At 68.4% G+C, this 26,917-nt stretch carries 25 protein-coding genes; 9 read left to right on the forward strand and 16 right to left on the reverse strand.

Annotation, left to right across the window (positions count from 1 at the left end; all coding sequences use genetic code 11):
• The first annotated feature begins 53 nt into the window (after window positions 1–53).
• Window positions 54–536, forward strand: a complete 483-nt coding sequence (locus IEV93_RS07040) for a cupin domain-containing protein (protein ID WP_188488212.1) — start codon at window positions 54–56, stop codon at window positions 534–536.
• Window positions 537–569: 33 nt separating this feature from the next.
• The gene (tgt, locus tag IEV93_RS07045) at window positions 570–1,847 is read left to right on the forward strand and encodes a tRNA guanosine(34) transglycosylase Tgt (protein ID WP_188488214.1); all 1,278 of its coding nucleotides are present in this window, start codon (window positions 570–572) and stop codon (window positions 1,845–1,847) included.
• Window positions 1,848–1,887: 40 nt separating this feature from the next.
• Here tgt and IEV93_RS07050 read toward each other — a convergent pair whose 3' ends face one another.
• The 3 genes from IEV93_RS07050 to IEV93_RS22485 form a co-directional block, all read right to left on the reverse strand.
• Entirely contained in the window at window positions 1,888–2,595 is a 708-nt protein-coding gene (locus tag IEV93_RS07050) for an RDD family protein (protein ID WP_188488217.1), read from the reverse strand.
• Window positions 2,596–2,721: 126 nt separating this feature from the next.
• Entirely contained in the window at window positions 2,722–3,639 is a 918-nt protein-coding gene (gene gluQRS, locus IEV93_RS07055; protein WP_229704941.1) for a tRNA glutamyl-Q(34) synthetase GluQRS, read from the reverse strand.
• Window positions 3,636–4,061, reverse strand: coding sequence for an NUDIX domain-containing protein (locus IEV93_RS22485; RefSeq protein WP_229704942.1), 426 nt, complete (start codon window positions 4,059–4,061; stop codon window positions 3,636–3,638). Before IEV93_RS22485 ends, gluQRS begins: the two co-directional genes overlap by 4 nt.
• Window positions 4,062–4,164: 103 nt before the next feature.
• On the opposite strand from IEV93_RS22485, the gene IEV93_RS07060 reads away from it, so the two are divergent.
• Together IEV93_RS07060 and IEV93_RS07065 are read left to right on the forward strand one after the other, a co-directional pair.
• Entirely contained in the window at window positions 4,165–5,211 is a 1,047-nt protein-coding gene (locus tag IEV93_RS07060) for an ATP-dependent DNA ligase (RefSeq protein WP_188488219.1), read from the forward strand.
• Window positions 5,208–6,293, forward strand: coding sequence for a DNA polymerase domain-containing protein (locus tag IEV93_RS07065; RefSeq protein ID WP_229705132.1), 1,086 nt, complete (start codon window positions 5,208–5,210; stop codon window positions 6,291–6,293). Before IEV93_RS07060 ends, IEV93_RS07065 begins: the two co-directional genes overlap by 4 nt.
• Window positions 6,294–6,309: 16 nt before the next feature.
• Here IEV93_RS07065 and IEV93_RS07070 read toward each other — a convergent pair whose 3' ends face one another.
• From IEV93_RS07070 to IEV93_RS07130, 13 genes are all read right to left on the reverse strand, one after another.
• Window positions 6,310–6,900, reverse strand: coding sequence for an Rv1733c family protein (locus IEV93_RS07070; protein WP_188488223.1), 591 nt, complete (start codon window positions 6,898–6,900; stop codon window positions 6,310–6,312).
• 84 nt (window positions 6,901–6,984) lie between these two features.
• Entirely contained in the window at window positions 6,985–8,229 is a 1,245-nt protein-coding gene (locus IEV93_RS07075; protein ID WP_188488225.1) for a glycosyltransferase, read from the reverse strand.
• A gap of 254 nt (window positions 8,230–8,483) precedes the next feature.
• Entirely contained in the window at window positions 8,484–9,236 is a 753-nt protein-coding gene (locus IEV93_RS07080) for an isocitrate lyase/PEP mutase family protein (protein ID WP_188488227.1), read from the reverse strand.
• Between the two features lie 142 nt (window positions 9,237–9,378).
• On the reverse strand, window positions 9,379–10,182 hold the full coding sequence (locus tag IEV93_RS07085) for a bestrophin-like domain (protein ID WP_188488229.1): 804 nt from the start codon (window positions 10,180–10,182) through the stop codon (window positions 9,379–9,381).
• A gap of 134 nt (window positions 10,183–10,316) precedes the next feature.
• Window positions 10,317–11,480 carry an acyl-CoA dehydrogenase family protein gene (locus tag IEV93_RS07090; RefSeq protein ID WP_188488231.1) on the reverse strand — a complete coding sequence of 388 codons (1,164 nt, stop codon included), beginning with the start codon at window positions 11,478–11,480 and terminating at the stop codon, window positions 10,317–10,319.
• A complete protein-coding gene (locus IEV93_RS07095) occupies window positions 11,477–13,591 on the reverse strand; it encodes an acetyl-CoA carboxylase biotin carboxylase subunit (RefSeq protein WP_188488233.1) in 2,115 nt (704 codons plus the stop codon). Before IEV93_RS07095 ends, IEV93_RS07090 begins: the two co-directional genes overlap by 4 nt.
• A gap of 5 nt (window positions 13,592–13,596) precedes the next feature.
• Window positions 13,597–15,174 carry a carboxyl transferase domain-containing protein gene (locus IEV93_RS07100; protein WP_188488235.1) on the reverse strand — a complete coding sequence of 526 codons (1,578 nt, stop codon included), beginning with the start codon at window positions 15,172–15,174 and terminating at the stop codon, window positions 13,597–13,599.
• Window positions 15,175–15,278: 104 nt separating this feature from the next.
• Window positions 15,279–16,103 carry a DeoR/GlpR family DNA-binding transcription regulator gene (locus tag IEV93_RS07105; protein WP_188488238.1) on the reverse strand — a complete coding sequence of 275 codons (825 nt, stop codon included), beginning with the start codon at window positions 16,101–16,103 and terminating at the stop codon, window positions 15,279–15,281.
• Window positions 16,104–16,114: 11 nt separating this feature from the next.
• A complete protein-coding gene (pdxA, locus tag IEV93_RS07110; RefSeq protein WP_188488240.1) occupies window positions 16,115–17,158 on the reverse strand; it encodes a 4-hydroxythreonine-4-phosphate dehydrogenase PdxA in 1,044 nt (347 codons plus the stop codon).
• Window positions 17,155–18,384: a four-carbon acid sugar kinase family protein gene (locus tag IEV93_RS07115; protein ID WP_188488243.1), complete on the reverse strand. Its 1,230-nt coding sequence runs from the start codon at window positions 18,382–18,384 to the stop codon at window positions 17,155–17,157. Before IEV93_RS07115 ends, pdxA begins: the two co-directional genes overlap by 4 nt.
• Before the next feature lie 63 nt (window positions 18,385–18,447).
• Window positions 18,448–19,143 carry an SDR family NAD(P)-dependent oxidoreductase gene (locus tag IEV93_RS07120; protein WP_229704943.1) on the reverse strand — a complete coding sequence of 232 codons (696 nt, stop codon included), beginning with the start codon at window positions 19,141–19,143 and terminating at the stop codon, window positions 18,448–18,450.
• The gene (locus tag IEV93_RS07125; RefSeq protein WP_188488245.1) at window positions 19,140–20,369 is read right to left on the reverse strand and encodes a sialidase family protein; all 1,230 of its coding nucleotides are present in this window, start codon (window positions 20,367–20,369) and stop codon (window positions 19,140–19,142) included. The genes IEV93_RS07120 and IEV93_RS07125 overlap by 4 nt, the downstream gene beginning before the upstream one ends.
• A 29-nt stretch (window positions 20,370–20,398) precedes the next feature.
• Complete coding sequence (locus IEV93_RS07130) at window positions 20,399–21,949, reverse strand: ABC transporter substrate-binding protein (RefSeq protein WP_229704944.1); 1,551 nt, start codon at window positions 21,947–21,949, stop codon at window positions 20,399–20,401.
• Between the two features lie 330 nt (window positions 21,950–22,279).
• Between IEV93_RS07130 and IEV93_RS07135 the strand changes: the two genes are divergently transcribed.
• Genes IEV93_RS07135 through IEV93_RS07155 form a run of 5 tightly spaced genes read left to right on the forward strand, consistent with a single transcriptional unit; the run spans window position 22,280 to window position 26,910 of the window.
• Window positions 22,280–23,320 (forward strand): ABC transporter permease, encoded by a 1,041-nt coding sequence (locus IEV93_RS07135; protein WP_188488249.1) that lies wholly within the window; start codon window positions 22,280–22,282, stop codon window positions 23,318–23,320.
• The gene (locus IEV93_RS07140) at window positions 23,317–24,240 is read left to right on the forward strand and encodes an ABC transporter permease (RefSeq protein ID WP_188488251.1); all 924 of its coding nucleotides are present in this window, start codon (window positions 23,317–23,319) and stop codon (window positions 24,238–24,240) included. The genes IEV93_RS07135 and IEV93_RS07140 overlap by 4 nt, the downstream gene beginning before the upstream one ends.
• A 2-nt stretch (window positions 24,241–24,242) precedes the next feature.
• The gene (locus tag IEV93_RS07145; RefSeq protein ID WP_188488253.1) at window positions 24,243–25,085 is read left to right on the forward strand and encodes an ABC transporter ATP-binding protein; all 843 of its coding nucleotides are present in this window, start codon (window positions 24,243–24,245) and stop codon (window positions 25,083–25,085) included.
• The gene (locus IEV93_RS07150; protein WP_188488255.1) at window positions 25,082–25,957 is read left to right on the forward strand and encodes an ATP-binding cassette domain-containing protein; all 876 of its coding nucleotides are present in this window, start codon (window positions 25,082–25,084) and stop codon (window positions 25,955–25,957) included. Before IEV93_RS07145 ends, IEV93_RS07150 begins: the two co-directional genes overlap by 4 nt.
• On the forward strand, window positions 25,954–26,910 hold the full coding sequence (locus tag IEV93_RS07155; protein WP_188488258.1) for an aldo/keto reductase: 957 nt from the start codon (window positions 25,954–25,956) through the stop codon (window positions 26,908–26,910). Before IEV93_RS07150 ends, IEV93_RS07155 begins: the two co-directional genes overlap by 4 nt.
• The last annotated feature ends 7 nt before the right edge of the window (window positions 26,911–26,917 follow it).

The raw sequence follows: 26,917 nt of genomic DNA on the forward strand, positions 1-26,917 counted from the left end.
TTCATCGCCGCAATCGTCGTCGCTGTCGTCGTGGGGCGGGTTAATCTGCGCCCATGACCCCCGTGCGATTCTTCCGGCAGCTCACCCGTCTGGCGATCGTCTCGACGGGCTGCGCGCTCGTCGCCGTCGCTCTACCGACCGGAACCGCGGGTGCCACACCGAGTTCCGGGATCAGTGCGGTGAACCTCGCCCAGGCCGACATCCCCGCCGGCCTGCTGCCGTTCATCACCGGACCAGGACAGGCGACGGTCCGTGAGATCACCATCGCGCCGGGCGGCACCACCGGATGGCACTTCCACGACGGTCGCCTGGTGGGGATCGTCAAGCAGGGAACGCTGACCCACCCGGGGGCGGACTGCAAGCCGGTCATCTACCGCCAGGGTCAGCTGATCGTCGAGCCCGAAGGTGAGAAGAACACCCACGTCGGACGCAACCTGACGAAGACCCCGGTGATCCTCGACGTGCTGTACCTGCTGCCCAAGGGCAAGCCGTTCTTCGAGGACGCACCCGCGCCCGCCTGCGACGCACCCCGGTAGCGCGCGTCGTTCTGGCCCTTCCCGACGTCTGAGATGATCACGGGCGTGACCACGCCCGACGACACCGACCATGCCCCCGACCGCAGTTTCGAGTTCGGCACCCCGTTGGAGGGCACTCTCGGTCGGACGGGTGTGATCCACACCCCACACGGGGACATCGCCACCCCGGCCTTCATCCCGGTCGGGACCAAGGCGACGGTGAAGACCGTCCTCCCCGAGGCGGTCGCGGATCTCGGTGCGCAGGCGGTGCTGGCCAACGCCTATCACCTGTACCTGCAGCCCGGCCCGGCGATCATCGACGCCGCCGGTGGGCTCGGTCGGTTCATGAACTGGCCCGGCCCGACCTACACCGACAGCGGCGGGTTCCAGGTGATGTCGCTGGGCGTCGGGTTCAAGAAGGTCATATCGATGGAGGTCCGCGACGCCGAGAACGACGATGTCATCGCCCCGGGCAAGGAGCGGCTCGCGCGGGTCGACGACGACGGTGTGACGTTCAAGTCGCACCTCGACGGCACCACGCACCGGTTCACCCCGGAGGTGTCGATGCAGATCCAGCACCAGCTCGGCGCCGACATCATCTTCGCGTTCGACGAACTGACCACGCTGATGAACACCCGCCCGTATCAGGTCAATTCGCTGGAGCGGACCCGGCTGTGGGCGATCCGGTGCCTCGCCGAACACAACCGGCTCACCGCCGAGCGCAGCCACCGCCCGGTGCAGTCGCTGTGGGGTGTGATCCAGGGAGCGCAGTACGAGGACCTGCGGCGGCTCGCGGCGCGGGACCTTATGGAGGCCAGTCGCCGGGATCAGGACGCCGGCGGGCGCGGCTTCGGTGGCTACGGGATCGGCGGCGCACTCGAGAAGGAGAACCTCGGGCGCATCGTCGGCTGGGTGAACTCCGAGCTGCCCACCGAGACCGCGAAACACCTGTTGGGGATCAGCGAGCCGGACGACATCTTCACCGCGATCGAGAGCGGCATCGACACGTTCGACTGCGTCTCGCCGTCACGGGTGGCGCGCAACGGCGCGATCTACTCGTTCGACGGTCGGTACAACGTCACCAACGCCCGCTTCCGCAGCGATTTCAGCTCCCTCGACCCGGAGCTCGACAACTACGCCACGCAGTACAGCCGCGCCTACATCCACCACCTGTTCAAGGCGAAGGAGGGACTCGCGTCGACCTTGTGCACCATCCACAACGAACACTTCATCGTCACCCTGGTCGACCGTGCGCGGCAGGCCATCGAGGACGGGAACTACGCCGAGTACCGCGACGGGTTCCTCGCGCGCTACTACGCGGGCAGCCGGTAGGCCGCCCGCGTAGTAGCGGTGTCGAGATTCTCGGGGACGGTCAGACGCGGACGACGCGCGTGCCGCCGGCGAACTTGTCGTGCAGTCCCTGCTTGTTGGGGTCGTTGTTGATGGTCACGCCGATGGCGATCAACAGCGCGAAGGTGGCCAGTCCGACCAGGAACGGCAGGAAGAAAATGAAGCCGAGCAGGGACGACAGCACCGAGAGCAGCAGCCAGATGTTGCGCTTGAACGCGATGTCCTGCTTGGGGATGTTGCCGTCCGGTCCGACGGTGCGCAGCTTCAGGAGCTGCTTGCCCAGCGTCGCGCCCTTGCGGGACTCGAAGTACGTGAAGTAGGCGATCGCCGCGAAGCTCAGGATCACCGACGCCACGTAGTAGGCGACGTTGCCCGCGACGACACCGATGATGCCCTCCACGATCGCAACGGGGATCCCGACGATCAGGCCGTCGATGATGCGCGCCCCGAGACGGATCCCGGCACCGGCCGGCTGGCCGGTCGTGGAGTAGATGCCCTGCTCATAGGGGGACTGTCCGACCGGCGGGGGCGGCGGGTAGGCGCCGGGCTGGCCGTACTGTCCGGGCGGCGGGTACTGGCCGGCAGGCGGCGGGTACTGACCGGAGGGCGGCGGGTAGCTCGCCTGACCGCTCGGGTCGCCGTACTGCGGCGGCTGCTGGTTCGGGTCGGACTGTCCGTACCGGGGCTGCTGGCCCTCCGGTCCGGGGCCGGGGTATTGCGGTCCGCTCATGTCTGGTCCCTCTCGTCGTGGCCGACTCCACCAGATGGCGGGGCGGTGCCCCACGAGTCTAAGTCAGACGTAACCGGCATCTCGAGAGTTTGACGGGGACCTGACCCCAACTCGGGTCGTGGTGGCTCACCAGAGATCGTCGGGATCGACGATCCACGGACCGTCCGGCAGTCGCGTGGGATCGAACCGGTCGAGAAGCACAGCGGTGGTCACGGTTTCGTTCGCGCTCGCCAACCGCAACGACCGCGCCATCATCGACAGCACCCGGGCGGTGTCGACACCGACGAGGGCGAGGTCGGCCAGGGTCACCGCGCCGTCGCGCTTGGCGAGGCGTTGCCCGGCGGTGTTGAGCACCAGTGGGACGTGGGCGTGGTCGGGGACGGGCAGTCCGAGCAGCGTCGCGAGATAGGCCTGGCGGGGGGTCGAGGACAGCAGATCGTCGGCGCGGACCACCTGGTCGATCCCCTGCGCTCCGTCGTCCACCACGACGGCCAGGTTGTAAGCGGCGGTGCCGTCGCCGCGTCGCAACACGAAGTCGTCGACCACGCCGGTGTAGCGGCCGCACAGGTCGTCGGTGATGGTGAAACGTGATGTGTCCGAACGCAGTCGGATCGCCGGCGGCCTGCCCTCGGCGCGGCGCTCGGCACGCTGCGCGTCATCGAGATCGCGGCATGTCCCGGGGTAGGCGCCGGGCGGTGCGTGCGGCGCGGTCGGTGCGGCCTGGATCTCCTTGCGACTGCAGAAGCACTCGAACGTGCGTCCGGCCGCGGTGAGGGTGTCGATGGCTGCGTCGTGCGCCGCCCGGCGGTCGGACTGCAGCATCGGTTCCTCATCCCAGTCCAGGCCGATGGACCGCAGGTCACGAAGCTGGGACTCGGCCGCACCATCCCGGGCGCGATCGTCGAGGTCCTCGATCCGCATCAGGAACCGCCGTCCGCTGTGGCGGGCGAAGAGCCAGGCCAGCAGCGCCGTCCGGAGGTTGCCGATGTGCAGGTCGCCCGACGGCGAGGGTGCGTATCGACCGGCGCCCGCGGTCTCGCTCATGCTTTCGCGACGAAGAACTCGTCGAGCTCGGGCGGGACGAGGCGGGCGGTGTCGACGCCCGGTCGCCACCAGAACACGATCTCCTCGGGTGCGTCGAGCACGGGGAAATGGTCGCGGTCCTCGATGGAGGCGTCGGCCAACTCGGCGTCGAAGACGAACACGATCTCGTGACCGACGACGCCGTCGACGACGAAGATGTTCTCGAAGGTCGCGCGGTGCTCCGCGCGCGCGACGGATCCCCCGATCTCCTCGGCGATCTCGCGGTCGAGGGCCGTGCGGGCGCTCTCGCCGAACTCGATACCGCCCCCCAGTGGCCGCACGCGCGGATCGTCGGTGTTCAGACCGTGTCCGGTGACGAGCAGAGCGCCGTCGGAACTCCGTCGGATGAGCGCCACCGCGATGGGTCGGATCGAACTCGCCATGTCGTCGAGGATATCGACACCGCCGCCCACTCGACGTCCGCATCCGCCCGGTCGGCGTCCGCATCCGCCCACTCGACGCCGGAGGTGATGCAACGATGGGGGTGTGGACCTCCCCGTGCTCCCTCCGGTGTCGCCGATGCTGGCCAAGGCCGTGACCGCCGTACCCGACCAGTTCGACGGGGATCGACCCCTCTGGTCGCACGAACCCAAGTGGGACGGGTTCCGTGCCCTCATCTTTCGCGACGGGGACGACGTCGTGATCGGATCACGCAGCGGCAAGGACCTCGCCCGCTACTTCCCGGAACTCGTCGACGCCGCCCGCTCCGAGCTGCCCGACCGGGTCGTCGTCGACGGCGAGATCGGCGTGCAGAAACTGATCGGCGGGGTCCGGCGTCTGGACTGGGACTCGTTGAGCCAACGCATCCACCCTGCCGATTCCCGGGTGCAGATGTTGGCGGAGAAGACCCCGGCGATGTTCATCGGGTTCGACGCCCTCGCGCTGGGCGACCGCGATCTGACCGGTGAGAGTTTCGACATCCGGCGCGACGCGCTCACCGAGGCCATCCCCGGGGCCGGCAGTCTGCGCGTGAGTCGCGTGACCACCGACCCGGCGACCGCCGTCGACTGGTTCTCGGCGTTCGAGGGCGCCGGTCTCGACGGGGTCGTGAGCAAACGGATCTCCGGGCACTACCTGCCCGGCAAGCGCGAGATGCTCAAGGTGAAGCACAAGCGCACCGCCGACTGCGTCGTCATCGGGTATCGGATCCACAAGAGCGGCACCGGGCTCGGATCGATGCTGTTGGGGCTCTACCGCGACGGCGCGTTGCGCAGCGTCGGCGGGTCCAGCGCGTTCACCGACGCCAAGCGCATCGAGCTGCAGGAACAGTTCGAACCGCTGCGCCTGGACCCCGACAAGCTCGCCGAGGGTGAACCCAATCGCTGGAATGCGTCCGGAACCGGCCAGTGGGTGCCGATCCGACCGGAGCTTGTCGTCGAGGTGGGCTACGACCAGATGGAGGGCGACCGCTTCCGCCACACCGTGCGGTTCCAACGCTGGCGGCCCGACCGGGATCCGGAGAGCTGCGGCTACGACCAGCTCGAGGTCCCCCTGACCTACGACCTGCACGACGTCCTGGAAGGGTCCGACTGATGGCCAAGACCCCCGCGGCGATGGTGGCCGTCGGCGACCGCGAGGTACGGGTCTCCAGCCCGGACCGGGTCGTCTACGAGGCGACCGACCGAACCCCGGACATCACGAAGCTCGAGGTGTGCGAGTACTTCGCGGCGGTCGGCGACGTGCTCATGTCGGCGGTCGGCGAGCGTCCGACCGCGATGGAGCGATGGCCCGACGGGTGGCGCGAGGGCATGCGGCTGGCCACCGGACCGCAGGACCGTGAGGGCGACGGTTTCTATCAGAAGCGTCTGCCCAAGGGGGCGCCCGACTTCGTCGACACCGTGACGATCGCGTTCCCGAGCGGGCGTAAGGCCGACGAGCTCTGTCCGACCGAGCCGGCGTCGCTGGTGTGGGCGGCGCAGATGGGCGCCCTGACGTTCCATCCCTGGCCGGTCCGCCGGTCCGACGTAGATCACCCCGACGAGCTGCGCATCGACCTCGACCCGCAGCCGGGGACGTCGTTCTCCGACGCCCAGCGCGTGGCCGCGGTCGCCGAGGAGCTGTTGGAGGAGTTGGGGTTACGCGGCTTCCCGAAGACCAGCGGTAACCGGGGTATCCACATCTACGTCCGCATCGAGCCGCGGTGGACGTTCGACGAGGTCCGCCACGCCGCCATCGGTTTGGGACGAGAACTCGAGCGTCGCGACGACGGGGTGACCACCGCGTGGTGGAAGGAGGAGCGCGGCACCCGGCTGTTCCTGGACTACAACCAGAACCTGCGGGACCGGACGATCGCCAGTGCGTGGAGTCTGCGCGCTCAGCCGGGGGCGCCGGTGAGCACGCCGGTGTCGTGGTCGCGGCTCGCCGAGGTCACCGACGCACGCGACTTCAACCTGACGACCATCCGCGACTACCTGGCCGACGGCGATCCGTGGGCCGACATCGACGCCGAGTCGTACTCGATCGAACCGTTGCTCGAACTGTGGGAGACGCTGCCGGGAGGCGAGTTGAACTGGCCGCCGGACTATCCGAAGCAACCGGGCGAACCGCCGCGTGTGCAACCGAGCAAGAAGGTCGCCGAGCACTGGGACTCCGAGGGCAACCGCATCGAGGAGTGATCCCCCGTGGATCGGCTCAGGAGAAGAAGCGGTGCAGCGCCTCGTCCCAGAGGACGTCGCGTTTCTGGTCGTAGCGCCGCCGGATCCAGGTCATCGTCGCGATGACCGTCCCCATCAACACCCCGAGCAGGACCACGACCACCATCACCGCGGTCACCCCGGCGTCGGCGGGGACGGGGACCGCAGGCCGCGGATTGCCCTGAGCGTCGACCGTGATCGGGATACGGGTGCCCGCGTCGGTGCCGGGCGGCACCGTGATGACCCCGGTCTTGTCGTCGCCCTGCCAGGACCAGTGCGCGGCCACCTTGTTGGAGTTGTCGGCGCCGATGGTCGACGTGATCGGGGCGATGGGTGCGGCACCGGCCACCGTCGTCGCGATGGCGGTGCTGGTCTCGATCCGCGGGGCGTCGTCACGCGTCTGCCAGATCAGGACGCCGGGGGCGATGATCGCGGGCAACAAGAAGATGGCGAGGATGAACACGAGCTTCTGCAGCCGGCGTTCGGTGATGTCGACGCTGCGTTCGAGCGGGTTCGTGGCCGCAACCGGGCGCCCGCTGACGCGACGGGTGTCCAGCCGCCGGTTGTTCGGTTCCTGATCCTGGGGCATGTGTGTCGCTTCCGCTCGATCTCTCCCTACGTCTTTATTCGCAGCGACACGCGTCGCGGATGTCGTGTGAGCACCACGGCTTTTCTAGGCGACGGCATCGCTGGTCCGCCGCGCGGCGAGTACCCGCTCGATGTGGTCCGCGGCGCGGTCGGCCGAGCCCACCGCGGGCACGATCGACGCGACCCGCCGGGCCTCCTCGGTGCGGCCCAGGGCCGTGGTCACCGCCGCGCGGAGCGTCTCCGGGGTGAGATCGCGCGGATCGAGTCGAACCCCGGATCCGCCTGCGTGCACCCGGACCGCTACATCGCGCTGGTCGCGCCCGAACGGCACGATGACCAGCGGTATCCCGCGGGCCAACGCCTTCTGGGTGATGCCCATGCCGCCGTGGGTGATGACCACCGAGGTCGTGGCCAGGACGTGTTCGTGTGCGACGAATCGGGTCACGGTGGACGTCGCGGTGGAGCTGAACGCGTCGGGGTCGAGTGCGCCGGTGGTGACCACGGCGTGCATCCCGGTGCCCTCGAGTGCGGTCAGTGCGGTCCCCGCCAGGGCGGCGTCGGCCTGCAGTTCGGTCGAACAGGTCACGAGCGCGATGGGGTCGGTGATCGCGTCGATGGCCGGGTCGGGGTCGGTGGGCGGTGCCCATGAGGACGGGCCGACGAGTTCGACGGTGTCCGGCCAGTCTGCGTGTCGGTTCTCCAGGGGTGGCCCGCAGAAGCTCAGGATCAGTGGCGCCCGACGGAGGGGCTCATCGCAGTGCCGGACCGCGGGGAGGTCGTGGGTGCGACGCCATCGGTTGAACTTGTTCTTGAACGCGACCTCCCAGATCGCTCGGGAGGTGTGGGACAGAGCGGTGTCGCGCATTCGCGCGACGCGACTCGTCCCGGGCCGCAACCCCAGTCCGATGGGCGGCCCGTCGGTGCTGAACAGCGGAAGGAACGTGGGACACCAGATGGCCCACGGCAGGCCGGATGCCTCGGCGGCGCACTGCGCGCCGGTCGCGCTCACGTCGGTGAGGATCATGTCCGGCCGGTACGTCGAGATCATCGACGCGAGATGGCGGAATTCGGCCTCGGCGCGGTCGATGAGTCCGTCGGTCAGCGCGCCGACGGATCGGCGGCCGTTCCCTTTCCAGTCACCGGGGTGCGCGTCGTTGAGTTCTGGCGGCAGCGCGGATGCGGTGACACCGAGTTCCCGCATGCGATCGACCTCGTCGGCGAGGGTGATGACGTGGATCGAGGCGCCACGGCGTCGCAGCGTCACCAATGTTTCGACAACCGGATAGAGCAATCCGCGCGCCGGGGATGTCATGACCAGAATGCGTGACACCGCGCGTCCTTTCCCGAACAGCTAACGGGAATTCAACGGCGGAATTCAACAATCTCGTGAATCCGCGAATGCCCGACCATTCAACGTCTGGAGAAATGAATTGAATTCACAGGCTAACGGCGTCGAGAAATGCGGGTGCGGAAATGATGGCGACATGCATGTAATAAAAGCCACAGTTTGCCAAAGTGCAGAACCGCCGGGCGCGTGTTACGCCCGGCGGTTCTGTTTAGTGGTGTTCGCGGTGGAGCGGTCGATCAGGTCCAGCGCGCGAGCAGTTCGTTCGAGCGCTCGGCCAGCACGGCCTGCCAGATCGGGCCGAAGCTGACGCGTCCGACGCCGAGGGCCGCCAGTGCGGCCTTGTCGCTGTTGGCCGGATGGCCGATCGCGTTGACCGGCAGGGGCAGCTCGGAGGTCAGTCGCTTCTGGACGTCGTCGCTGTGGAAGCCGACCGGGTAGAGCACGTCGGCGCCGGCCTCGGCGGCCAACTTCAGGCGCGCGATCGCGCGGTCGACACGGTCGGCCTCGTCGCCGATCTCCTTGACGAAGAGGTCGGTGCGGGCGTTGACCACGACGTGGACGTCGGTCGCGTCGGATGCCGCGCGCAGTGCGCCGACGAAATCGGCGTGCTCCTGCGCCTCGCGGAGACGGCCGCCCTCGCTGTGCACGGTGTCCTCGATGTTGAGGCCGACCGCGCCGGCGTCGATCAGGCCCTCGATCAGGCGCTTGGGGTCCTCGCCGTAGCCGGACTCGATGTCGACCGAGATCGGCAGGTCGACGGCGGCGGTGATCTGCTTGATCCGCGTGAGCACCTCGTCGAAGGTCAGGCCCTCGTTGTCGGACTTGCCGATGGAGTCCGAGATCGGGTGGCTTCCGACGGTGAGTGCGGAGAAACCGGCGGACAGCGCGAGGTTCGCCGACCACGCGTCCCACACGGTGGGGAGGATGACCGGGGTACCCGGCTTGTGCAGTTCGAGGAGCGTGGTCGCCTTCTGGCTCAGTGAGGTCATGCATCACACAACACCACAGTCAGGGGTCTATTTCCGGCCGTCCCACGATGTGAGAACGGTCGTTCTCCCCCTCCGCCGAACGTGCCGAAAACACCCGCCCAACGTGCCGAAACAACCTGCCGAACGTGCGGCGGTTGCCGTCTTACGTCGGTGTACCCCGCATGTCGCATGGGGCCATGTGACCGTCGTCGATCAGGGTGAGGGTGACCCGCATCTGATCGGGTTGCAGGCTGCCCGACCAATTGTCGTACGGGTGGTCGAGGAACCCGACGACGAGTAGCGCCGAGGTGACCAGGGCCGAGACGAACGCGATGGGAACGGCCTGGATGACGGCACTCTCCCGACGGTCGGCCTGCACGCACATGTAGGCGAGGATCGCGCTCGCCCCGATCCCGAGGACGATCCACAGCGGGATGGGCACCGACGGTGCGGCCTCGGCGGCGCGGGCGCGGCGACCGTCTCTGCGTTGGGCCTGCTGGTCGAACCACTGGGCGTAGGCGGCTTCCTGTTTCGCGTTGGTCGGATCGATGGCGGCGAAGTCGGTCACCGTCGTGTCGACCCAGTGCTGCACCGACGGCGACGACTTGCCCCTCCGCATCGCCGGCCACTCGTCCTTCACGACAGCACGGGAGTAGCAGATGAGGTCACCGTGCAGACGAGATCCGTCGTGACCTTCCAGGACGTCGGCCACGTTGTGCAGTTCGGTGACCGCGATGGCCTCGGAGCTGCCGCCGTCGCGGGCCTTCTGGTAGTTCTGCAGCGCGTAGAAGATGGTGAAGGCGAGCAGCACCGCGAACATGGTGCCGATGACCGTGAGGGCGCCCGCGGCGCGGGTGCTGTCGATGAACCAGCCGGGGTCGGGTGCGCGCCTGCGGGCCAACAACTTCACGACGACCACGGTCGTCACCACCACGAGGAGTACCACGACCGCCAGCCAGTTCAGCACTCGCTGATTGTGCCGTACGCAGCGAATCCTGGTGGGGCAACGAGCTACCTGGCCGCACGCTCGACAGGTGGTTACGGCACGTTCGGCGGGTGGTTACGGCACGTTCGGCGGGTGGTTACGGCACGGTCGGCGGGTCAGAGACCGAGGCTGCGCGCGATGAGCATGAGCTGCACCTCGGTTGTGCCCTCGCCGACCTCGAGGATCTTGCTGTCGCGGTAGTGCCGGGAGACGGGGTAGTCGTTCATGAACCCGTTGCCCCCGTGGATCTGGGTGGCGTCGCGGGCGTTGTCCATCGCGGCCTCCGATGACACCATCTTCGCGATCGACGCCTGCGTCTTGAACGGCTTGCCCGCCAACATCAGGGCGGCCGCGTCGTAGTACGCGGTCCGGGCCACGTACGCCCGCGCCTGCATCCGCGCGATCTTGAACGACACCGCCTGGTTGGCTCCGATGGTGCGGCCGAACGCCACCCGCTCGTTGGCGTACTTCACGCTCTCGTCGACACAGCCCTGCGCGACACCGACCGCCAGCGCGGCGATGGCGATCCGTCCCTCGTCGAGGATCCGCAGGAAATTGGCGTACCCGCGTCCCTTGTCGCCCAACAGGTTCTCGCGGGGCACGCGGACGTCGCTGAAGCTCAGCGGGTGCGTGTCCGATGCGTTCCATCCGACCTTGTTGTACGCGGGGCCGGCCGTGAAACCGGGGGTGTCGGTGGGGACGACGATGGTCGAGATCTGCTTGTTCCCTGATGCGTCGGTGTCGGTGACCGCGGCGACGGTGACGATCTCGGTGATGTCGGTACCGGAGTTGGTGATGAACTCCTTCGCGCCGTTGATGACCCATTCGTCGCCATCGAGCTTCGCGGTGGTCTTGGTGCCGCTCGCGTCACTCCCACAGTCGGGTTCGGTGAGTCCGAACGCGCCGAGCGCCGCTCCGGAGAGCAGCCGTGGCAGCCAGGTCTTCTTCTGCTCGTCGGTGCCGAACCGGAAGATCGGCATCGCGCCGAGCGACACCCCGGCCTCGAGGGTGATGGCCACGCTCTGGTCGACCTTGCCGAGCTCCTCGAGCGCAAGGCACAGCGCGAAGTAGTCGCCACCCATACCGCCGAACTCCTCGGGGAACGGCAGACCGAACAGGCCCATCTCGGCCATCCCGGCCACGACCTCGTACGGGAAGCTGTGCTCTGCATCGTGTTTCGCAGAGACCGGTGCAACGACGGTGCGGGCGAAATCGCGCACCGACTTCACCAGCTGCTGGTACTCGTCGGGGAGGTTCTCGGTTGCGAGGAAGTCGCTCATGGGATCTCTTTCACTGCGGGGTCGTCGTTCTCGGAAGTCGTGTCGTTCGGGATGATCCGGGCCAGGACGTCGCCGACCCCGACCTGATCGCCGGCGCCGACGAGCAGTTCGACGGTGCCGTCGACGGAGGCGGTGAGGGAGTGCTCCATCTTCATCGCCTCGACGACGAGGACCACCGTCCCGGCCGTGACCGTCGCTCCGTCGTCGGTGCCGACGGCGATGACCGAGCCCGGCATCGGACTGCGGATGTCTGTGTCGGCGTTCGCGTCTGCGGCACCGGCCGCGCCCGGTCCGGCGTACCGGGCGAAACGCCAGACGCCGCCGGGTCGGTGCACCCAGATGACCTGGGAATCGGAGGCGACGCGGTAGTGGCGGCGTCGGCCGCTCACGGTCAGGCCGACACCGTCGTCGGTGACGGCGGCGGACACATCGACCGACGCGGCGTCGTCGACGCTCGCCGTGGCGTGCGACGGCGTTCCGCGGAGCGCGACGACGAACGCCGCGTCCTGATCCGGTGTCGGTGAGCCGGTCTCCGCGCGCAGCCGGATGGTCGTGGGTGCCGCGGTGCCCCCGGGGCGCCACCCGCTGGGGGCCGACCACGGGTCGACCGCATCCGACCACAGCGCCGACCATTCGTGCACGGCGGCGGCGATGAAGACATCGGTTGGCGCCGGCGTCGCGGTGTAGGTGTCGACGAGCCGGTCGAGGAGGCCGGTGTCGAGGTCGCCGTTCCGGACGTCGGTGTCCGACAGCAGGAAACGGAGGAAGTCGATGTTCGTACCGACGCCGAGCAACGCGGTGTGCTCGAGCGCGCGGTCGAGTCGCGCCACGGCGGTCGCACGGTCCGGGCCGTGGGCGATGACCTTCGACAGCATGGGGTCGTAGTTGCTGCCCACCACCGAACCGGTGGCGACACCGGAGTCGACCCGCACGCCGGTTCCGGTGGGCTCGTCCAGATCGACCACCGTGCCACCGGTCGGGATGAAGCCGTGGGCGGGGTCCTCGGCGTAGACGCGGGCCTCGATCGCATGGCCGGTGAGCGTGACGTCGTCCTGTGCGATGTCGAGGGTCTCGCCGCGGGCGACGCGGATCTGCCACTGCACCAGGTCGACACCGGTGACCATCTCGGTGACCGGGTGTTCCACCTGCAGTCGGGTGTTCATCTCCATGAAGAAGAACTCATCGGGCCGATCGGCGGAGACGATGAACTCGACCGTTCCGGCTCCGCGGTAGCCGACGCTGCGGGCGGTGTCGCAGGCGGCCGCGCCGATCAGGGCGCGGGTGGTCTCGTCGAGCAGCGGCGACGGCGCCTCCTCGATCACCTTCTGATGGCGTCGTTGCAGGCTGCACTCGCGTTCGCCGAGGTGGATGACGCCGCCGTGGGTGTCGGCGAGGACCTGCACCTCGATGTGCCTGGGCCGCAACACGAATCGTTCGAGGAACAGGGTGTCGTCGCCGAACGACGACGCGGCCTCGCGACGCGCGCTGACCAGTGCGGCGGCCAGGTCGGAGGACTCGTGCACCACCCGCATTCCCTTGCCGCCGCCCCCGGCGGACGGCTTCACCAGGACGGGATAGCCGATGTCGCCCGCGGCGTCGATCAGTTCGTCGTCGGTCAGGCCCGGGCGGGCTATGCCGGGCACCACGGGTACTCCATGGCCCGACACTGTGTTCTTGGCGGTGATCTTGTCGCCCATCACCGTCATCGCGTCGGGGGTGGGGCCGATGAACACAATCCCCGCCTTCTCGCACGCAGAAGCGAAATCGGCGTTCTCCGAGAGGAACCCGTATCCGGGGTGGATCGCGTCGGCGCCCGTACGAGTCGCGGCGTCGATGATGGCGTCTATCTTGAGGTAGCTCTCACGCGCCGGAGCAGGACCGATCAGGATCGCGTCGTCGGCGGCGTGCACGTGCGGCGCGTCGGCATCGGCCTCACTGAACACCGCGATGGACCGGATTCCCATGTCCCGCAACGTCCGGATGACGCGGACCGCGATCTCGCCGCGGTTGGCGACGAGCACCGAACCTATTTCAGCGACGGTCGCCGAGTGAGAATCGAGCGTAGCGAGGCTCGCAGCGAGAGCGGGCCGTCGTGAATTGGGTTCTGCCATGTCGATCACATCCTGAAGACGCCGTAGGAGACCGGCTCGAGCGGCGCGTTGGCGCAGACCCCCAGAGCCAGTCCGAGAACGGTCCGGGTGTCGGCGGGATCGATGATCCCGTCGTCCCACAGCCGTGCGGTGGAGTAGTACGGGTTGCCCTGCGCCTCGTACTGATCACGGATCGGCGCCTTGAACGCCTCCTGGTCCTCCTCGGACCAGGGCTTGCCGGCCGAGTCGAGCTGATCGCCGCGCACGGTCGAGAGGACCGACGCGGCCTGCTCGCCGCCCATCACCGAGATGCGGGCAGTGGGCCACATCCACAGGAAGCGTGGCGAATACGCGCGACCGCACATCGAGTAGTTGCCCGCGCCGTAGGAGCCACCGATGACGACGGTCAGCTTGGGGACGCGAGCGCAGGCGACGGCGGTGACCATCTTGGCACCGTGTTTGGCGATGCCGCCGGCCTCGTAGTCGCGGCCCACCATGAACCCGGCGATGTTCTGGAGGAACAGCAGTGGGATCGAGCGTTTGTCGCACAGCTCGATGAAATGCGCTCCCTTGAGCGCGGATTCGGCGAACAGCACGCCGTTGTTGGCGATGATGCCGACCGGGTGGCCGTGGATGTGAGCGAATCCGGTGACCAGGGTGGTGCCGTAGCCGGATTTGAACTCGTCGAACTCGCCGGCGTCGACGACCCGCGTGATGACCTCGTGCACGTCGTACGGGGTTCGGAGATCGGTCGGCGTGACGTCGTAGAGCTCGTGTTGGTCGGCGATCGGTTCGCGGGGTTCGATCATCGCCCAGGGCGTGTTGGTCCGCGGACCCAGCGTGGACACGATTCGTCGTACCCGGTGCAGTGCGTCGGCGTCGTCCTCGGCGAGATGGTCGGTGACCCCGGAGACGGTCGAATGCAGTTGTCCACCACCGAGTTCCTCGGCGGTGACGACCTCACCGGTGGCGGCCTTCACCAGCGGCGGCCCGCCGAGGAAGATCGTGCCCTGGTTCTTCACGATCACGCACTCGTCACTCATCGCGGGCACGTAGGCGCCGCCCGCGGTGCAGGACCCGAGCACGGCGGCGATCTGAGCGATGCCCCGTGCGCTCATCGTCGCCTGGTTGAAGAAGATCCGCCCGAAGTGTTCGCGGTCGGGGAACACCTCGTCCTGGCGGGGGAGGAACGCTCCGCCGGAGTCGACGAGGTAGATGCACGGGAGGTTGTTGTGCAGCGCCACCTCCTGCCCCCGGAGGTGCTTCTTGACGCTGAGCGGGTAGTAGGTGCCGCCCTTGACCGTGGCGTCGTTGGCGACGATCACGCATTCACGGCCGGAGACCCGGCCGACTCCCGCGATGACCCCGGCACCGGGGCATTCGTCGTCGTACAGCCCGGTGGCGGCCAGCGGCGACAACTCGAGGAACGGGCTGCCGGGGTCGAGCAGGGTGTCCACACGTTCGCGGGGGAGGAGCTTGCCGCGCGCGACGTGCCGATCCCGGGACTTCTGGCTCCCGCCGAGAGCCGCCTGCGCCGTCCGAGTCGACAACTCGGCGACGAGACGCTGGTGTTCGGCCCGGTTGAGGGCTCGATCGATCGGCATGCGGGAGGACCCCCTGGGGACACACTGAGTTAATCGCGAATAACTTAGTTGTCAGAGTAGGGGGTGCGGTTCGGTCTGTCCACAAGGACCCGGAGCAGGTCGGGCTAGCGAGATCCCCCGACGACCGCGGCGGTGTCGCGGTCGGTCGCGGACTCGCGGTGGGGGACCTTCACGACGGTGACGCCGGCCGCCTCGAACGGGTCGGTGAGTTCTGCGGTGGCCGACGCATCGGTGACCAGGGTCGTCCCCGGGGGCAGTGGCGCCCAGGCGTGGAACGGACGCTTGCCCAGCTTGGCGGCGTGCGCGAGGACGTAGACGTGCTCGGCGCGGTCCATCATCGCCTCCTTGAGACGGGTCTGGATCAGCTCGGCCTCACAGATGCCGTACTGCGCATCGACCGCGTCGGCACCGAGGAACGCGCGGTCGACGGTCAGCCGCGACAACGTCGCCTCGGCGAGCGGGCCGACGAAACCCTGGGTCAGCGGGCGAAGCGTCCCGCCGAGGCATTCGATGCGGGTCTCGGGGCTCTCCACGAGGGCTTCGAGGATGGTCAGCCCGGCGGCCACCACGGTCACGTCCCGGCAGTCGCGCAGGTGGACGCCCATCGCGCCGACGGTGGTGCCTGCGTCGACGAGGACGGTCTCGCCCGGTTGCACCTGTTGGGCCGCCCATGCGGCGATGGCGCGTTTGGCGTCGAAACCCTCGACGGAGCGTTGCCGTAGCGACGATTCGTGGGTGGTGTCGATGGCGATCGCACCGCCGTAGGTGCGGGCGATGAGGCCACGGGACGTGAGGTGGCCGAGGTCTCGGCGGATGGTCGAGGGGGTCACGCCGAACTGCACGGCGAGGTCTTCCACGCCCGCCAGGCCCGTGGATCGGGCCTGACGAACAATCTCCGCACGTCGTGATTCGGACTCGCGCAGGGCCATGGACCAGAACCCTACTTCAAAGCCACTGTGCTGGTTGCCAGTTCAGCGGCCTGGCGCAGGGCCTCGACCATCGAGCCCGGCTCGGCGATGCCGGTCCCGGCGATGTCGAAGGCCGTGCCGTGATCGACCGACGTGCGGATGACCGGCAATCCGACGGTGATGTTGACGCCTGCCTCGATGCCGAGCACCTTCACCGGGCCGTGGCCCTGGTCGTGATACATCGCGACGATCAGGTCGTAGTCGCCGCGGCCGGCGAGGAAGAACGCGGTGTCGGCGGGCAGCGGACCGCGCGCGTCGATCCCGTCGGCCTGCAACTTCTCCACCGCGGGGACGATCTTGAGGTCCTCCTCGCCGTAGCCGAAGAGGCCGTTCTCCCCGGCGTGCGGGTTGATACCGCACACACCGATGACCGGGTCGGCCACACCCGAGCGACGCAGCGCGTCGTGTCCGCGGCGGATCGTGCGCTCCACCAATCCCGGTTCGATCCGGGCAACCGCGTCGAGCAGACCGATGTGGGTGGTCACGTGGATGACCTTGAGCTTCGGCGTCGAGAGCATCATCGACACCTCCTCGGTGCCGGTCAGGTGCGCGAGCAGTTCGGTGTGCCCCGGGAAGATGTGGCCTGCGGCGTGCAGTGCCTCCTTGTTCAGGGGTGCGGTGCAGATCGCCTGGACCTCGCCGGCGACGGCCAGTTCGCTTGCCACGCGGATGTATTCGTAGGCGGCGTGCCCGGCGACCGCGGAGAGCTCGCCCCACTTCAGGTCCTCGGGCAGCAGGTCGAGGTCGATGACGTTGATGCGGCCGGGAGTCGATTCCGCCTCGGCCACGGTTGAGATCGTCACGATGTCCGGGGTGAGTCCGAGCACCTGCGCCGCGAGGCGCAACCGCTTCGCGTCACCGATGACGACCGGCAGACACCACGAGAGGGTGCGTGCGTCGAGTACTGCGGGCACGATCACCTCGGGCCCGATGCCGGCCCCGTCGCCCATCGTGAGGGCCACGATGGGGACCGCGGACGTCGCGGGTACTGCGGTCACGGCGTCGATCGATGTCATGGGACAACCTCACTGTCGAGAGAACTCATCGGATGTTTCGATGTCGGATCCGCTGTGGAGCGGAGGTGGTCCACGACGCGACGCAGGGTGTCGGCGTCGCCGAACGAACCGGGTTTGGTGGCGATCAGGCGGTGGTCGGGGGTGATGGAGACGACGGCGCCCCGTTCCACCTCGCCGATCGGTCGCAGGGACTCGATGCCGAGTGCATCGATGACCGCGCGGGCGGTCTCGCCGCCGGTCAACACGAGGTGCGCGCGGCGGCGGGAGTCCAGCGCGGCGACGGTGGCCGCGAGCGCCTGCGCGACACCCGAGGTCGTCTCGGGCCGCAGGTCGCCGTCGATGGTGACCACCGCGGCGCCGGAGTCGAGTGCGGAGGCGAGCGCATCGAGATCGACGCGGTCGGCGAGCAGGTGGTCGACATGGACCGGTACGTGCGGGACACCTGCGGCCCGGAGGGCGGTGACCTGTGCGGTCCTGATCGCGTCGGCGGTGCCGACGACGGCAAGGACCGGCAGCGACGCGGGGTGTGGCGCGGCCGATGCGACCTCGTCGGGCATGGTCCTGGCCACGGCCGCAGCCAGTGCTGCCGTGCCGACGAGTCGCACGCCGGGGATGGTCGACGACGCGGCCACGATGTCGTCGAGGTCGATGTCGGTCGCCACGTCACAGATCGCGACCGCGCCACGTCGGCACGCCTCGACGATCTGCTCGGCCCGATGTGGACCGTGGCCGATGACGATGTGGTCGATGTCGGTCAGCAGGGCGGCGATCGACGTCGGAGCGGGGATCGACTCCGCGTCCCACAGGTGGGTCTCGTGCAAGGGGGCACCGTCGACGTGGACGATCCCGCCCTGGACCACCCGCCGTGCTGCGGGCAGTCCCGCGGCCACGATCACCGGATGTGCCGCTACGAGACAACGGATCTCGGCGCCGACGTGTCCGCGCAGTAGTGAGTCGATCTTCTTCACGATCGGGGTCCCGGCCGGGATCACCGACACCGCGTGGGCAAGCGCGCCGACCGCGGTGGCCTCGTCGGAGGTGCGGGTGCCGAGATCGACCACCTGCGTGGGCAGTCGGCCGTCGGCGGAGGTGCGCAGGGTGTGGTCACCGAGGTGCAGTTCGACGCCGCCGAGGCGGCCGAGGAAGACGGCTGCGGTCTCGGCCGCACCGGTGAGATCGTCGGCGATGATGACGGGGGCGGGCCCGGTCTTCGGTCCGGCAGTCATGATCACCTCCTGTTGCGCGAAACGTGCACTAACCATAGCAATATTGCGCGAACCGCGCATCAATCAACTCAGTGAGGTGCCGGCACACTGCACCAGCGTCTGCCCGGTGATGCTGCGTGCGGCGGGGCTGAGCAGGTACTCCACCGTGGCCGCGACCTCGGCCGGATCGATGAGGTGACCCATGGGCGGAGTGCGTGGCGGGGTGGCGCTGCGAGCGGGATCGCTCAGCATCGGAGTCGCCGTCGGACCGGGGGCGACGACGTTCACCGTGATGGCGCGACCGACCACCTCCGAGGCGCAGGACCGGGCGAAGCCGACCATTGCTGCCTTCGTGGCCGCGTACTGACTCTTGCCTGCGACACCGGTCATGGTGCGTGAGCCCATCAGGACGATCCGTCCGCCGTCGCCCATCTTCTGCACGGTCGCGTCGATGAGGACCTGCGCGGCCGCCACGTGGATTCGCCACATCAGTTCACCGTCAGCGTGATTCAACTGTCCGACGGGCGCGGAGAACTGCAGTCCGGCGGCGTGGACCACGGCGTCCGCGGCGGGTGCTTCGGTCGCGATCCGACGCAGCTGGTCGAGGTCGGCGAGGTCGCATTCCTGCCAGGTGAACCGCTCGTCGGTGAACTCGGGTCGTCGGCGTGACAGCCCGGTCACCGACCACCCGGATTTGGTCAGCAACGCCACGATCGACGCCCCGATCCCGGAGCTGGCACCGGTGACGATCGCGTGACCGGGCAGCGCGGCGGCGGTCACGGCTGCGCTCCGCTCACCCAGTCGGTGGGCACCCGCACGTACTCGATCGCCTGCCGGTAGCGGGTGAACGCGATGTGCAGGGTGCCGTCGGCCGCGACGATGCTCGGGTAGGAGAACTCCCGGTTGAGTCCGTCCCGGGAGTTGTTGCTCAGGCAGAAGCCGTCGCCGGTCTCGACGTCGCGACGGTGCGGCCAGGTGACGCCCTCGTCGTCGGAGATCGCCACGGTCATCGGTGCGCGCGGAGCGCCCCAGAACGCCGTACGGGCATCGCCGTCGTCGAGCGGTGCCGCGGGCTCGGCGGCGGCCGCGGGGTCGGTCAGTCCGCCGTCGGGATCGATCTCGTCGTACAGCGAGACGCGTCGCGCGGTGGCGTCGAGCGCGCTGGCCTCGTTGAACACCATCGCGAGTCGGTCGTCGTCGAGCACGACGAACTGGATCGACGAGTTGTTGTTGGGCACATCGATCGGGCCGGGCGCGGTCCACGTGTCGCCGTCGTCGTCGGAGATCGATCGGTACACGTGGTCGGCCCACCGGCTGCGGTAGAGCGCGATCAACCGCCCGGTCGAGAGCCGGCCGATGTTCATGTGGACGCAGCCGATGCTGTCCGGAACCGTCACCTCGCGCCAGGTGTCGCCGCCGTCGTCGGAGACGAGGACCGAGCTGTAGTCGCGGTCGCCCACCCACCGACGTCCGTCGAGCCGCACACAGTGAAAGATCGGGAGCAGCAGCCGGTTCGAGGGCAGGCGCACCGGAGGTTGGCGTACGAACACCCCGCCGGCCTCGGTTTCGGGGATGAGGACGCCCGCTTCGGCCCAGGTCCGCCCGCCGTCCGACGAGATGCGCCGACACACACGCGCGGTGTCCTGATCGCCCGCGCGCTGCGACGTCCACAGCAACCACACCTCGTTCTCGTCGACGACGTGCAGCACCGGGTTCTGCTCGGATCGGGTCGGATCATCCGACAGCGCAATCGGATCCGACCATTGCGACGAGCCGGGATCGAGTCGGGAGAACCAGACGCTGATGTCGGGGACGCCCTCCTGCGTTCCGGCGAACCACACGCACGCCATCGAGCCGTCGGGCAGCACGCACAGGTTGGCCGCGTGGTTCTGGATCGCCGGCGCCGGGAGCAGCGCGTCGATGCGGCCTTCGCCGACCTCACGCAGCACTCCGTCGGAGATACCGGCGTCGACCGGGCCGATGTCGGTGGTGGTGGATGGCGTCATGGTGGTCTCCGATGGTGTCGGGGGCGGTGTCACGCGCGCAGCGCCGCGGCGGACAGGTCGTAGGAGTTGGTGGGCCGTAGGCCGATGTCGTCGATGCGGGAGCGCCGTGCGAGAACGACTTTCGGGACGAACGACCACAGGAACGGCGAGGTGTCCCACACCTGCTTCTGGGCGGTGGCCAGCAGTTCCGAGCGCCGAGCCGGGTCGACGGCCTCCGACGCCTGGGTGATGGTGTCGGTGATCTCGGAGAACACGTAGCCCTGGTAGGTGTCTCGGGTGCGCTCCTTGGCCGCGGTGCCGGCGAACATGCCCTGCATGATGGTGATTCCGAGTCCGGTGGGGCCGGGGAAGCCGTTGCCCAGGACATCCCAGTCGCCGCCCTTGCCCTGGCGCCAGGTCATGATGTCGCCGCCGGGCTCGAACTGCTGGAGGGTCGCACGCACACCGGCCGCCGAGAGCATCTGCACGACCGACTCCATGATGTCGGTGTCGGCGACGAATTCACCGGTCTCCCAGATGAACTTGAGGGTTAGGTCGCGGACGCCGAGTGCGGCGAGCTCGGACCGGGCGCGCGCCGGATCGTAGACGTAGCGCCCGGTCTCGATGGCGCCGTCGAGCGTCATGGGGATGACGCCGGTGGCCTCGGTGGCCGCACCCTGCATCACCTGGTTGATCAGCGCCGGGCCGTTGATGGCGTAGGTCAGGGCCTTGCGCACACGCGCGTCGGCCAGCGGGTGGTTGCGCGGCTTGCGGAAGTTGTAGAACAACTGGTTGAGGCGGACGCCGTCGGCCCGGTCGATCGAGACGCCCTTGAGGCCGGCCAGCTGATCGGCGGCGTCGGGGCTGATCGAGTCGATCACGTCGACCTCGCCACTGCGCAGCGACACCACCCGGTTGGACTCGTCGGGCACGAAACGCACCTGGACCGACTCGATCTGGGCGGGGGTGCCCCAGTACTTCGGGTTGCGCTCGAGGGTGTAGTTGCCGGTACCGCGGTCCGACGACGTCACGACATACGGTCCGGAACCCCGGCCGCTCTGCAGCTCCTCGGGCTTGTTCGCGCGTGCCGGGGTGATGAGGATGTTGGTCATCAGGTAGTCCAGGACGGGGACCGGTCGGTTGGTGTTGAGCAGGAACGTCGCGCCGTCGACCTGCTCGACCGTCGGCCACTCGGGGAAGAACCCACCGACGAAGGAGCCGTCGACCTCGCTGTACATCTTCAGCGCGGTGGCGACGTCGGCGACCTCGACGGGCGAGCCGTCGGAGTAGTGGGTGCCGGGGCGCAGGTGGACGAGCCACTGTGTCGGGGCGACGAGTTCGAACCGGTCGGCCAGCACGAGCTGCGGCTTGAGGTTTTTGTCGAGCGTGATGAGCGACTGACGCACCCCGCGCTGCACGGTCAGCGCGGCGTCGAACTGGTTCAGTTTGTTGTCCAGGCTGACCAGCGAGCGGTTCAGCGCCAGGCTCACGGTGCGCGGACCGGGCGTGCCGGTGGGGGTTGCGCATGCGCCGATCGACCCGATCGCCAACCCGGTGGCGCCGAGGGCGAGACCGGAGCGCAGCAGGGTCCGTCGCGACATGGATGTCCTCGAATGGGACTGCTGTACATCGGAACTGGTCATCGTCGACCTCTCGCGGACAATCGTTCTCAGGCGTGGTCGCGTCGTCGGTGCGACGCGCGTACCCGTCGCGGATGTGACGACGAGCACATCTGGACAGTACGTCAGACTGCTCGATATGCGCAACAGCGATCCGGGTATTGCGTAATCCGCGCAGCAATGCCATTGTGAGCTGAGTAACACCGATCACCCGCGACGGGCACGCGTGGGTGAGTGCAGACAACGACGTCGCCCAGCTCTGGCAGAAGGTGGATCCATGAGAAGCAACGAGAGTTCACCGGCGGTGGCGCGATGAGCGCATCGACGGACTCCATCGCGGTGCAGTTGCCACCGGCGCCTCCGGAGAAGGCGCCCGGTCGCGGTGGTTTCGGTGTCGACTCGGTGATCGGATCGGCCACCCTGCGCTACGTCATCAAGCGTCTGGCGCAGAGTGTCCTGACCATCTGGCTCACCATCACCACCGTCTTCGTGCTGATTCGCATGGCGCCCGGCGACCCGGCCTACTCGGTCGCCGGCCCGCTCGCATCGTCGGACGAGCTGGCGCGGATCCGCACCAGCATGGGTCTCGACGACTCGGTGTTTACCCAGTACCTGATCTACCTCAAGGACGTCGTCCGGCTCGATTTCGGCACCTCCTACTCGTTCCAGGCGCCCGCACTCGACGTCGTCCTCGACCGTCTGCCGTACACGATCACCCTGGCCGTGGCCGCGATCCTGCTCACCGTCGTCGTCGCCGTGCCGCTGGGTGTCTGGATGGCGCGTCACGCCGACAGCCGCCGCGAGCTCGGCGCCAACGTGGTGACCATCGCCGGTCAGTCCATGCCGGACTTCTGGACCGGACTGATGCTGCTGACGTTCTTCGCCGTGGTGTTCCCGATCTTCCCGGCCGCCGGCTTCACCTCCTGGTCCGGTCTGGTGCTGCCCGCCGTCACCGTCGCCGTGCTGCAGATCGCGCTGATCTCCCGGATGGTCCGCCGCGAGATGGTCAATTCCTTCGCGTCCCCGTACATGACGGTCGCGCGGGCCCGTGGGCTGACCGACCGGCGTCTGACATGGCGATACGCGATGCGCAACTCGGCCATCCCGGTCCTCACCGCGCTCGGTACGCGCTTCGCGGCGCTGCTCAACGGTGTCGTCGTCGTCGAGGTCGTGTTCGCTTGGCCCGGTGTCGGTTCGCTTGTCGTCCGAGCGCTCGAGACCCGCGACTACCCCCTCATCCAGGCAACCGTCCTGGTCACCGCCGTCCTGGCGATCGGCGTCCAGCTGCTCGTCGACCTCTGTTACCCACTGCTCGACCCGCGCGTCCGCCTGGGAAAGGGAGCCAGCAAATGAGCGTCGTCATCGAACGCCCCACCGAACCCCGTCCCAGCGCGGTCACCGAGAAGGACGTCGCCCGATCGGCGGCCACCCGACGCACGCGCGACTCCCGGATGAAGATCTGGATCGGCAGCATCTGCGCTCTGCTCGTGATCCTCCCCGTCGCCTTCGCCCGGGTGCTGCCCATCCCCGACCCCGACGTGACCAACCTCGGTGACCGCCGCCTCGCCCCGTTCACCGACGGCCACCTCTTCGGCACCGACCAGCTCGGTCGCGACCTGCTGGCCCGCGTGCTCTACGGCGGCCAGGTGTCGCTGACCATCGGCATCCTCGCCGTGATCGTCTCCGGCCTGATCGGACTCATCCTCGGGGCGCTGGCCGGCTACGTCGGCGGCTGGGTCGACGCGGCCATCAGCCGTCTGCTCGAGGCGCAGATGTCGCTGCCGCTGCTGATGATGCTGCTGCTCGTGGTCGCATTGTTCGGACCGTCGATCCCGGTCATCACCTTCGTCATCGCGATCGCGCAGTGGCCCGAGATCGCCCGCCTCACCCGATCACTGGTACTGGTCGAGCGGGAGAAGCCCTACGTCGCCGCAGCCAAGGTCCTCGGACTCGGCAGCGTCGCCACCCTGATGCGCCACGTCATCCCCAACGTCATCAAGTCGGTGTCGCTGGTGGTCCTGCTGCTGCTGGCCCAGGCTGTCCTGCTCGAGAGTGCGCTGAGCTACCTCGGCGCCGGACCACAACGGCCGTTCGCGACCTGGGGTCGGATCATCTCCGACGGCCAGGACTACATCACCACCTCGTGGTGGCTGGTCACCCTGCCCGGCATGGTCATCGTGCTGCTCGTGGTCGGCGTGAACCTCCTCGGAGACGGACTGCGCGACGGCGCACCGAAGCTCCGCCGCTTCCCGTTCGGCCGAAAGGACAAGTGACCATGGGCAACCTGCTGCAGGTGGACGATTTCCAGGTGGAGCTGATCACCGACAAGGGCGTCATCCGCGCCGTCGACGGCATCTCGTTCTGCATCGACGCCGGCGAGACCGTCTCCATCATCGGCGAATCCGGTTCCGGCAAGTCCACGACCGCCATGGGCATCCTCGGGTTGCTGCCCGCCGACCTCGCCGTCCGGTCGGGATCGGTCCGCTTCCGCGGTGCGGATCTGCTCGGCGACGAGGCCGCGCTGCACGAGGTCCGCGGACGACAGATCGCGCTGATCCCGCAGGACCCGATGGCCGCGTTGAGCCCCGTGCACACGGTGGGATCCCAACTGCGCGAGGCGGTCGCGCACAGCGGCGTACACGGGCGTGCGGCACAGAAGGCGCGGTGCGTCGAACTGCTGCACCAGGTGCGCATCCCCGATCCCGAGGGGCAGCTGGGCCGCTACCCGCACCAGTTCTCCGGCGGCATGCTGCAGCGGGTGCTCATCGCGGCCGCACTCGCGTCGTCACCGGTGCTGATCGTCGCCGATGAGCCGACCAGTGCGCTCGACGTCACCGTGCAGGCCAGCATCCTCGATCTGCTCATGGAGCTCCAGGAACGCACCGAGATCGGGATGCTGGTCATCACCCACGATCTCGGGGTGGCGCGGCTGGTCTCCGACCGCATCCACGTGATGAAGGAGGGTCGCTTCGTCGAGGTCGGGCCGGCCGACGAACTGGTTCGCACCCCGCAGAGCCCGTACACCAAGAAGCTGCTCGACGCCGTCCCACAACTGGGACCGTGGAGCCTGCCCGACGCGTCCACCGCGCGGGCCCAGACGTCCGGAGTCCCCGCATGAGCGCACCCGAGAAGTCCACGCCCCAGAAGTCCATGCCACTGCTGACCGTGGACGACCTGGCCGTCGAATACCACACGGGTGCAGGGGTGTTCCGCGCCATCGACTCGGTCTCGTTCGAGGTCGACCGGGGCAAGACCCTCGCGATCGTGGGGGAGTCGGGGTGCGGCAAGTCGACCATCGCCAAGGCGCTGGTGCGTCTGTTGACCCCGTGTGGTGGTCGGATCGTGTTCGACGGCACCGACATCGCGACACTGTCCGAACGGGCGTTGCGCCCGTACCGCTCGCGGATACAGATGGTCTTCCAGGATCCGTACGGCTCGCTCGATCCGCATCTGACGGCCCTCGACATCGTCGCCGAACCGCTGCGCATCCGTGGCAGTGGCAGCCGTGCCGAGCGCACCCGTCGCGCCGAGGAACTCATCGACCAGGTGGGGCTGCCGACCTCGGCACACCACCGCCGACCGGTCGAGTTCTCCGGCGGCCAGCGTCAGCGCATCGGGATCGCCCGCGCACTCGCATCCGACCCGGAGCTGCTGGTCTGTGACGAGGCGACCAGCGCGCTGGACGTGTCCGTGCAGGCGCAGGTCCTCGACCTGCTCCGGTCCATCCAGCAGGACACCGGGATCACCTACGTGTTCATCTCACACAACCTCGGCGTCGTCCGCGAGATCAGCGACACCGTCGTCGTGATGTCGAAGGGGCGTCTCGTCGAATCCGGCGTCACCGCTGACGTTCTCGCCCGACCGGTCAACCCGTACACCGCGGCGCTGCGCTCGGCCGCGCTCGACCCCACCGCGATGGTCGGTATCAAGCCACGCCACATCGTGTCCCGACCGGCATCCCCCACGCAGAAAGCAGGAGCCCCCGCATGATGGCAGCACATCTGTCCGGACTCGTCCTCGGGACGATGACCTTCGGCGACACCGCCGACGCCGCCACCTCGGCGAAGATGGTCGACGCCGCACTCGACGCAGGTATCCGCCACATCGACACCGCCAACGGCTACGCCGGGGGAGAGTCCGAGCGCTTGCTGGCATCGATCCTCGCCACCCGCCGCGACGACGTCACCCTCGCCACCAAGGCGGGTATGCCTAATCCCGATGCGGGCGAGCATTCCCCGCTGTCGGCGGCGGGTCTGCGCGCCAGTGTGGAAGCCAGCCTGCGTCGGCTCGACACCGACCGCGTCGACCTGTTCTACCTGCACCAGCCCGACCGTGCGGCGTCGCTGCACGAAACCCTGACTACCGTCGCCGAACTGGTCGCCGAGGGCAAGATCGTCGAACTCGGTGTGTCCAACTTCGCGGCCTGGCAGATCGGCGAGCTCAACCACGTCGCCGACGAGGTCGGAGCACCCAGACCCGTTGTCGCCCAGCAGCTCTACAACCTCATCGCCCGTCGTATCGAGGACGAGTACGCCGAGTTCGCCTCGGTCAGCGGGCTGGCCACCATGGTCTACAACCCGCTCGGCGGCGGCCTGCTGACCGGACGACACACGTTCGAGGCGGCCCCCGACGAAGGCCGCTTCGGCGACTCCCGACTGGCCGCGATGTACCGCGAGCGGTACTGGAACGCCGAGCTGTTCGAGGCGATCACTGCGCTGGCAACGGTCGCGAGCGACGCCGGGATACCCCTGGTCGAGCTGGCGCTACGCTGGCTGGTGTCGAAGCCGGCGACGTCGTCGTTGCTGCTGGGCGGATCGAAAGTCGAACAGCTGCAGTCGAACATCGCCACCGTGGCCAAGGGTCCGCTGCCCACCGACGTCGTCACGGCGTGCGACGAGATCGGTGCCGCGCTGCGGGGTCCGATGCCGAACTACAACCGCTAGGAGCTCC

Source organism: Williamsia phyllosphaerae (genome assembly GCF_014635305.1).
GTDB lineage: Bacteria > Actinomycetota > Actinomycetes > Mycobacteriales > Mycobacteriaceae > Williamsia_A > Williamsia_A phyllosphaerae.

What these genes read in the sequence shown, in the direction of transcription:
- IEV93_RS07040 (WP_188488212.1), top strand. Translation starts at nt 54, where the DNA reads ATGACCCCCGTGCGATTCTTCCGGCAGCTCACCCGTCTGGCGATCGTC.
- tgt (WP_188488214.1), top strand. Translation starts at nt 570, where the DNA reads ATGATCACGGGCGTGACCACGCCCGACGACACCGACCATGCCCCCGAC.
- IEV93_RS07050 (WP_188488217.1), bottom strand. Translation starts at nt 2,595, where the DNA reads ATGAGCGGACCGCAATACCCCGGCCCCGGACCGGAGGGCCAGCAGCCC.
- gluQRS (WP_229704941.1), bottom strand. Translation starts at nt 3,639, where the DNA reads ATGAGCGAGACCGCGGGCGCCGGTCGATACGCACCCTCGCCGTCGGGC.
- IEV93_RS22485 (WP_229704942.1), bottom strand. Translation starts at nt 4,061, where the DNA reads ATGGCGAGTTCGATCCGACCCATCGCGGTGGCGCTCATCCGACGGAGT.
- IEV93_RS07070 (WP_188488223.1), bottom strand. Translation starts at nt 6,900, where the DNA reads ATGCCCCAGGATCAGGAACCGAACAACCGGCGGCTGGACACCCGTCGC.
- IEV93_RS07080 (WP_188488227.1), bottom strand. Translation starts at nt 9,236, where the DNA reads ATGACCTCACTGAGCCAGAAGGCGACCACGCTCCTCGAACTGCACAAG.
- IEV93_RS07090 (WP_188488231.1), bottom strand. Translation starts at nt 11,480, where the DNA reads ATGAGCGACTTCCTCGCAACCGAGAACCTCCCCGACGAGTACCAGCAG.
- IEV93_RS07095 (WP_188488233.1), bottom strand. Translation starts at nt 13,591, where the DNA reads ATGGCAGAACCCAATTCACGACGGCCCGCTCTCGCTGCGAGCCTCGCT.
- IEV93_RS07100 (WP_188488235.1), bottom strand. Translation starts at nt 15,174, where the DNA reads ATGCCGATCGATCGAGCCCTCAACCGGGCCGAACACCAGCGTCTCGTC.
- IEV93_RS07105 (WP_188488238.1), bottom strand. Translation starts at nt 16,103, where the DNA reads ATGGCCCTGCGCGAGTCCGAATCACGACGTGCGGAGATTGTTCGTCAG.
- pdxA (WP_188488240.1), bottom strand. Translation starts at nt 17,158, where the DNA reads ATGACATCGATCGACGCCGTGACCGCAGTACCCGCGACGTCCGCGGTC.
- IEV93_RS07115 (WP_188488243.1), bottom strand. Translation starts at nt 18,384, where the DNA reads ATGACTGCCGGACCGAAGACCGGGCCCGCCCCCGTCATCATCGCCGAC.
- IEV93_RS07125 (WP_188488245.1), bottom strand. Translation starts at nt 20,369, where the DNA reads ATGACGCCATCCACCACCACCGACATCGGCCCGGTCGACGCCGGTATC.
- IEV93_RS07130 (WP_229704944.1), bottom strand. Translation starts at nt 21,949, where the DNA reads ATGTCGCGACGGACCCTGCTGCGCTCCGGTCTCGCCCTCGGCGCCACC.
- IEV93_RS07135 (WP_188488249.1), top strand. Translation starts at nt 22,280, where the DNA reads ATGAGCGCATCGACGGACTCCATCGCGGTGCAGTTGCCACCGGCGCCT.
- IEV93_RS07140 (WP_188488251.1), top strand. Translation starts at nt 23,317, where the DNA reads ATGAGCGTCGTCATCGAACGCCCCACCGAACCCCGTCCCAGCGCGGTC.
- IEV93_RS07145 (WP_188488253.1), top strand. Translation starts at nt 24,243, where the DNA reads ATGGGCAACCTGCTGCAGGTGGACGATTTCCAGGTGGAGCTGATCACC.
- IEV93_RS07150 (WP_188488255.1), top strand. Translation starts at nt 25,082, where the DNA reads ATGAGCGCACCCGAGAAGTCCACGCCCCAGAAGTCCATGCCACTGCTG.
- IEV93_RS07155 (WP_188488258.1), top strand. Translation starts at nt 25,954, where the DNA reads ATGATGGCAGCACATCTGTCCGGACTCGTCCTCGGGACGATGACCTTC.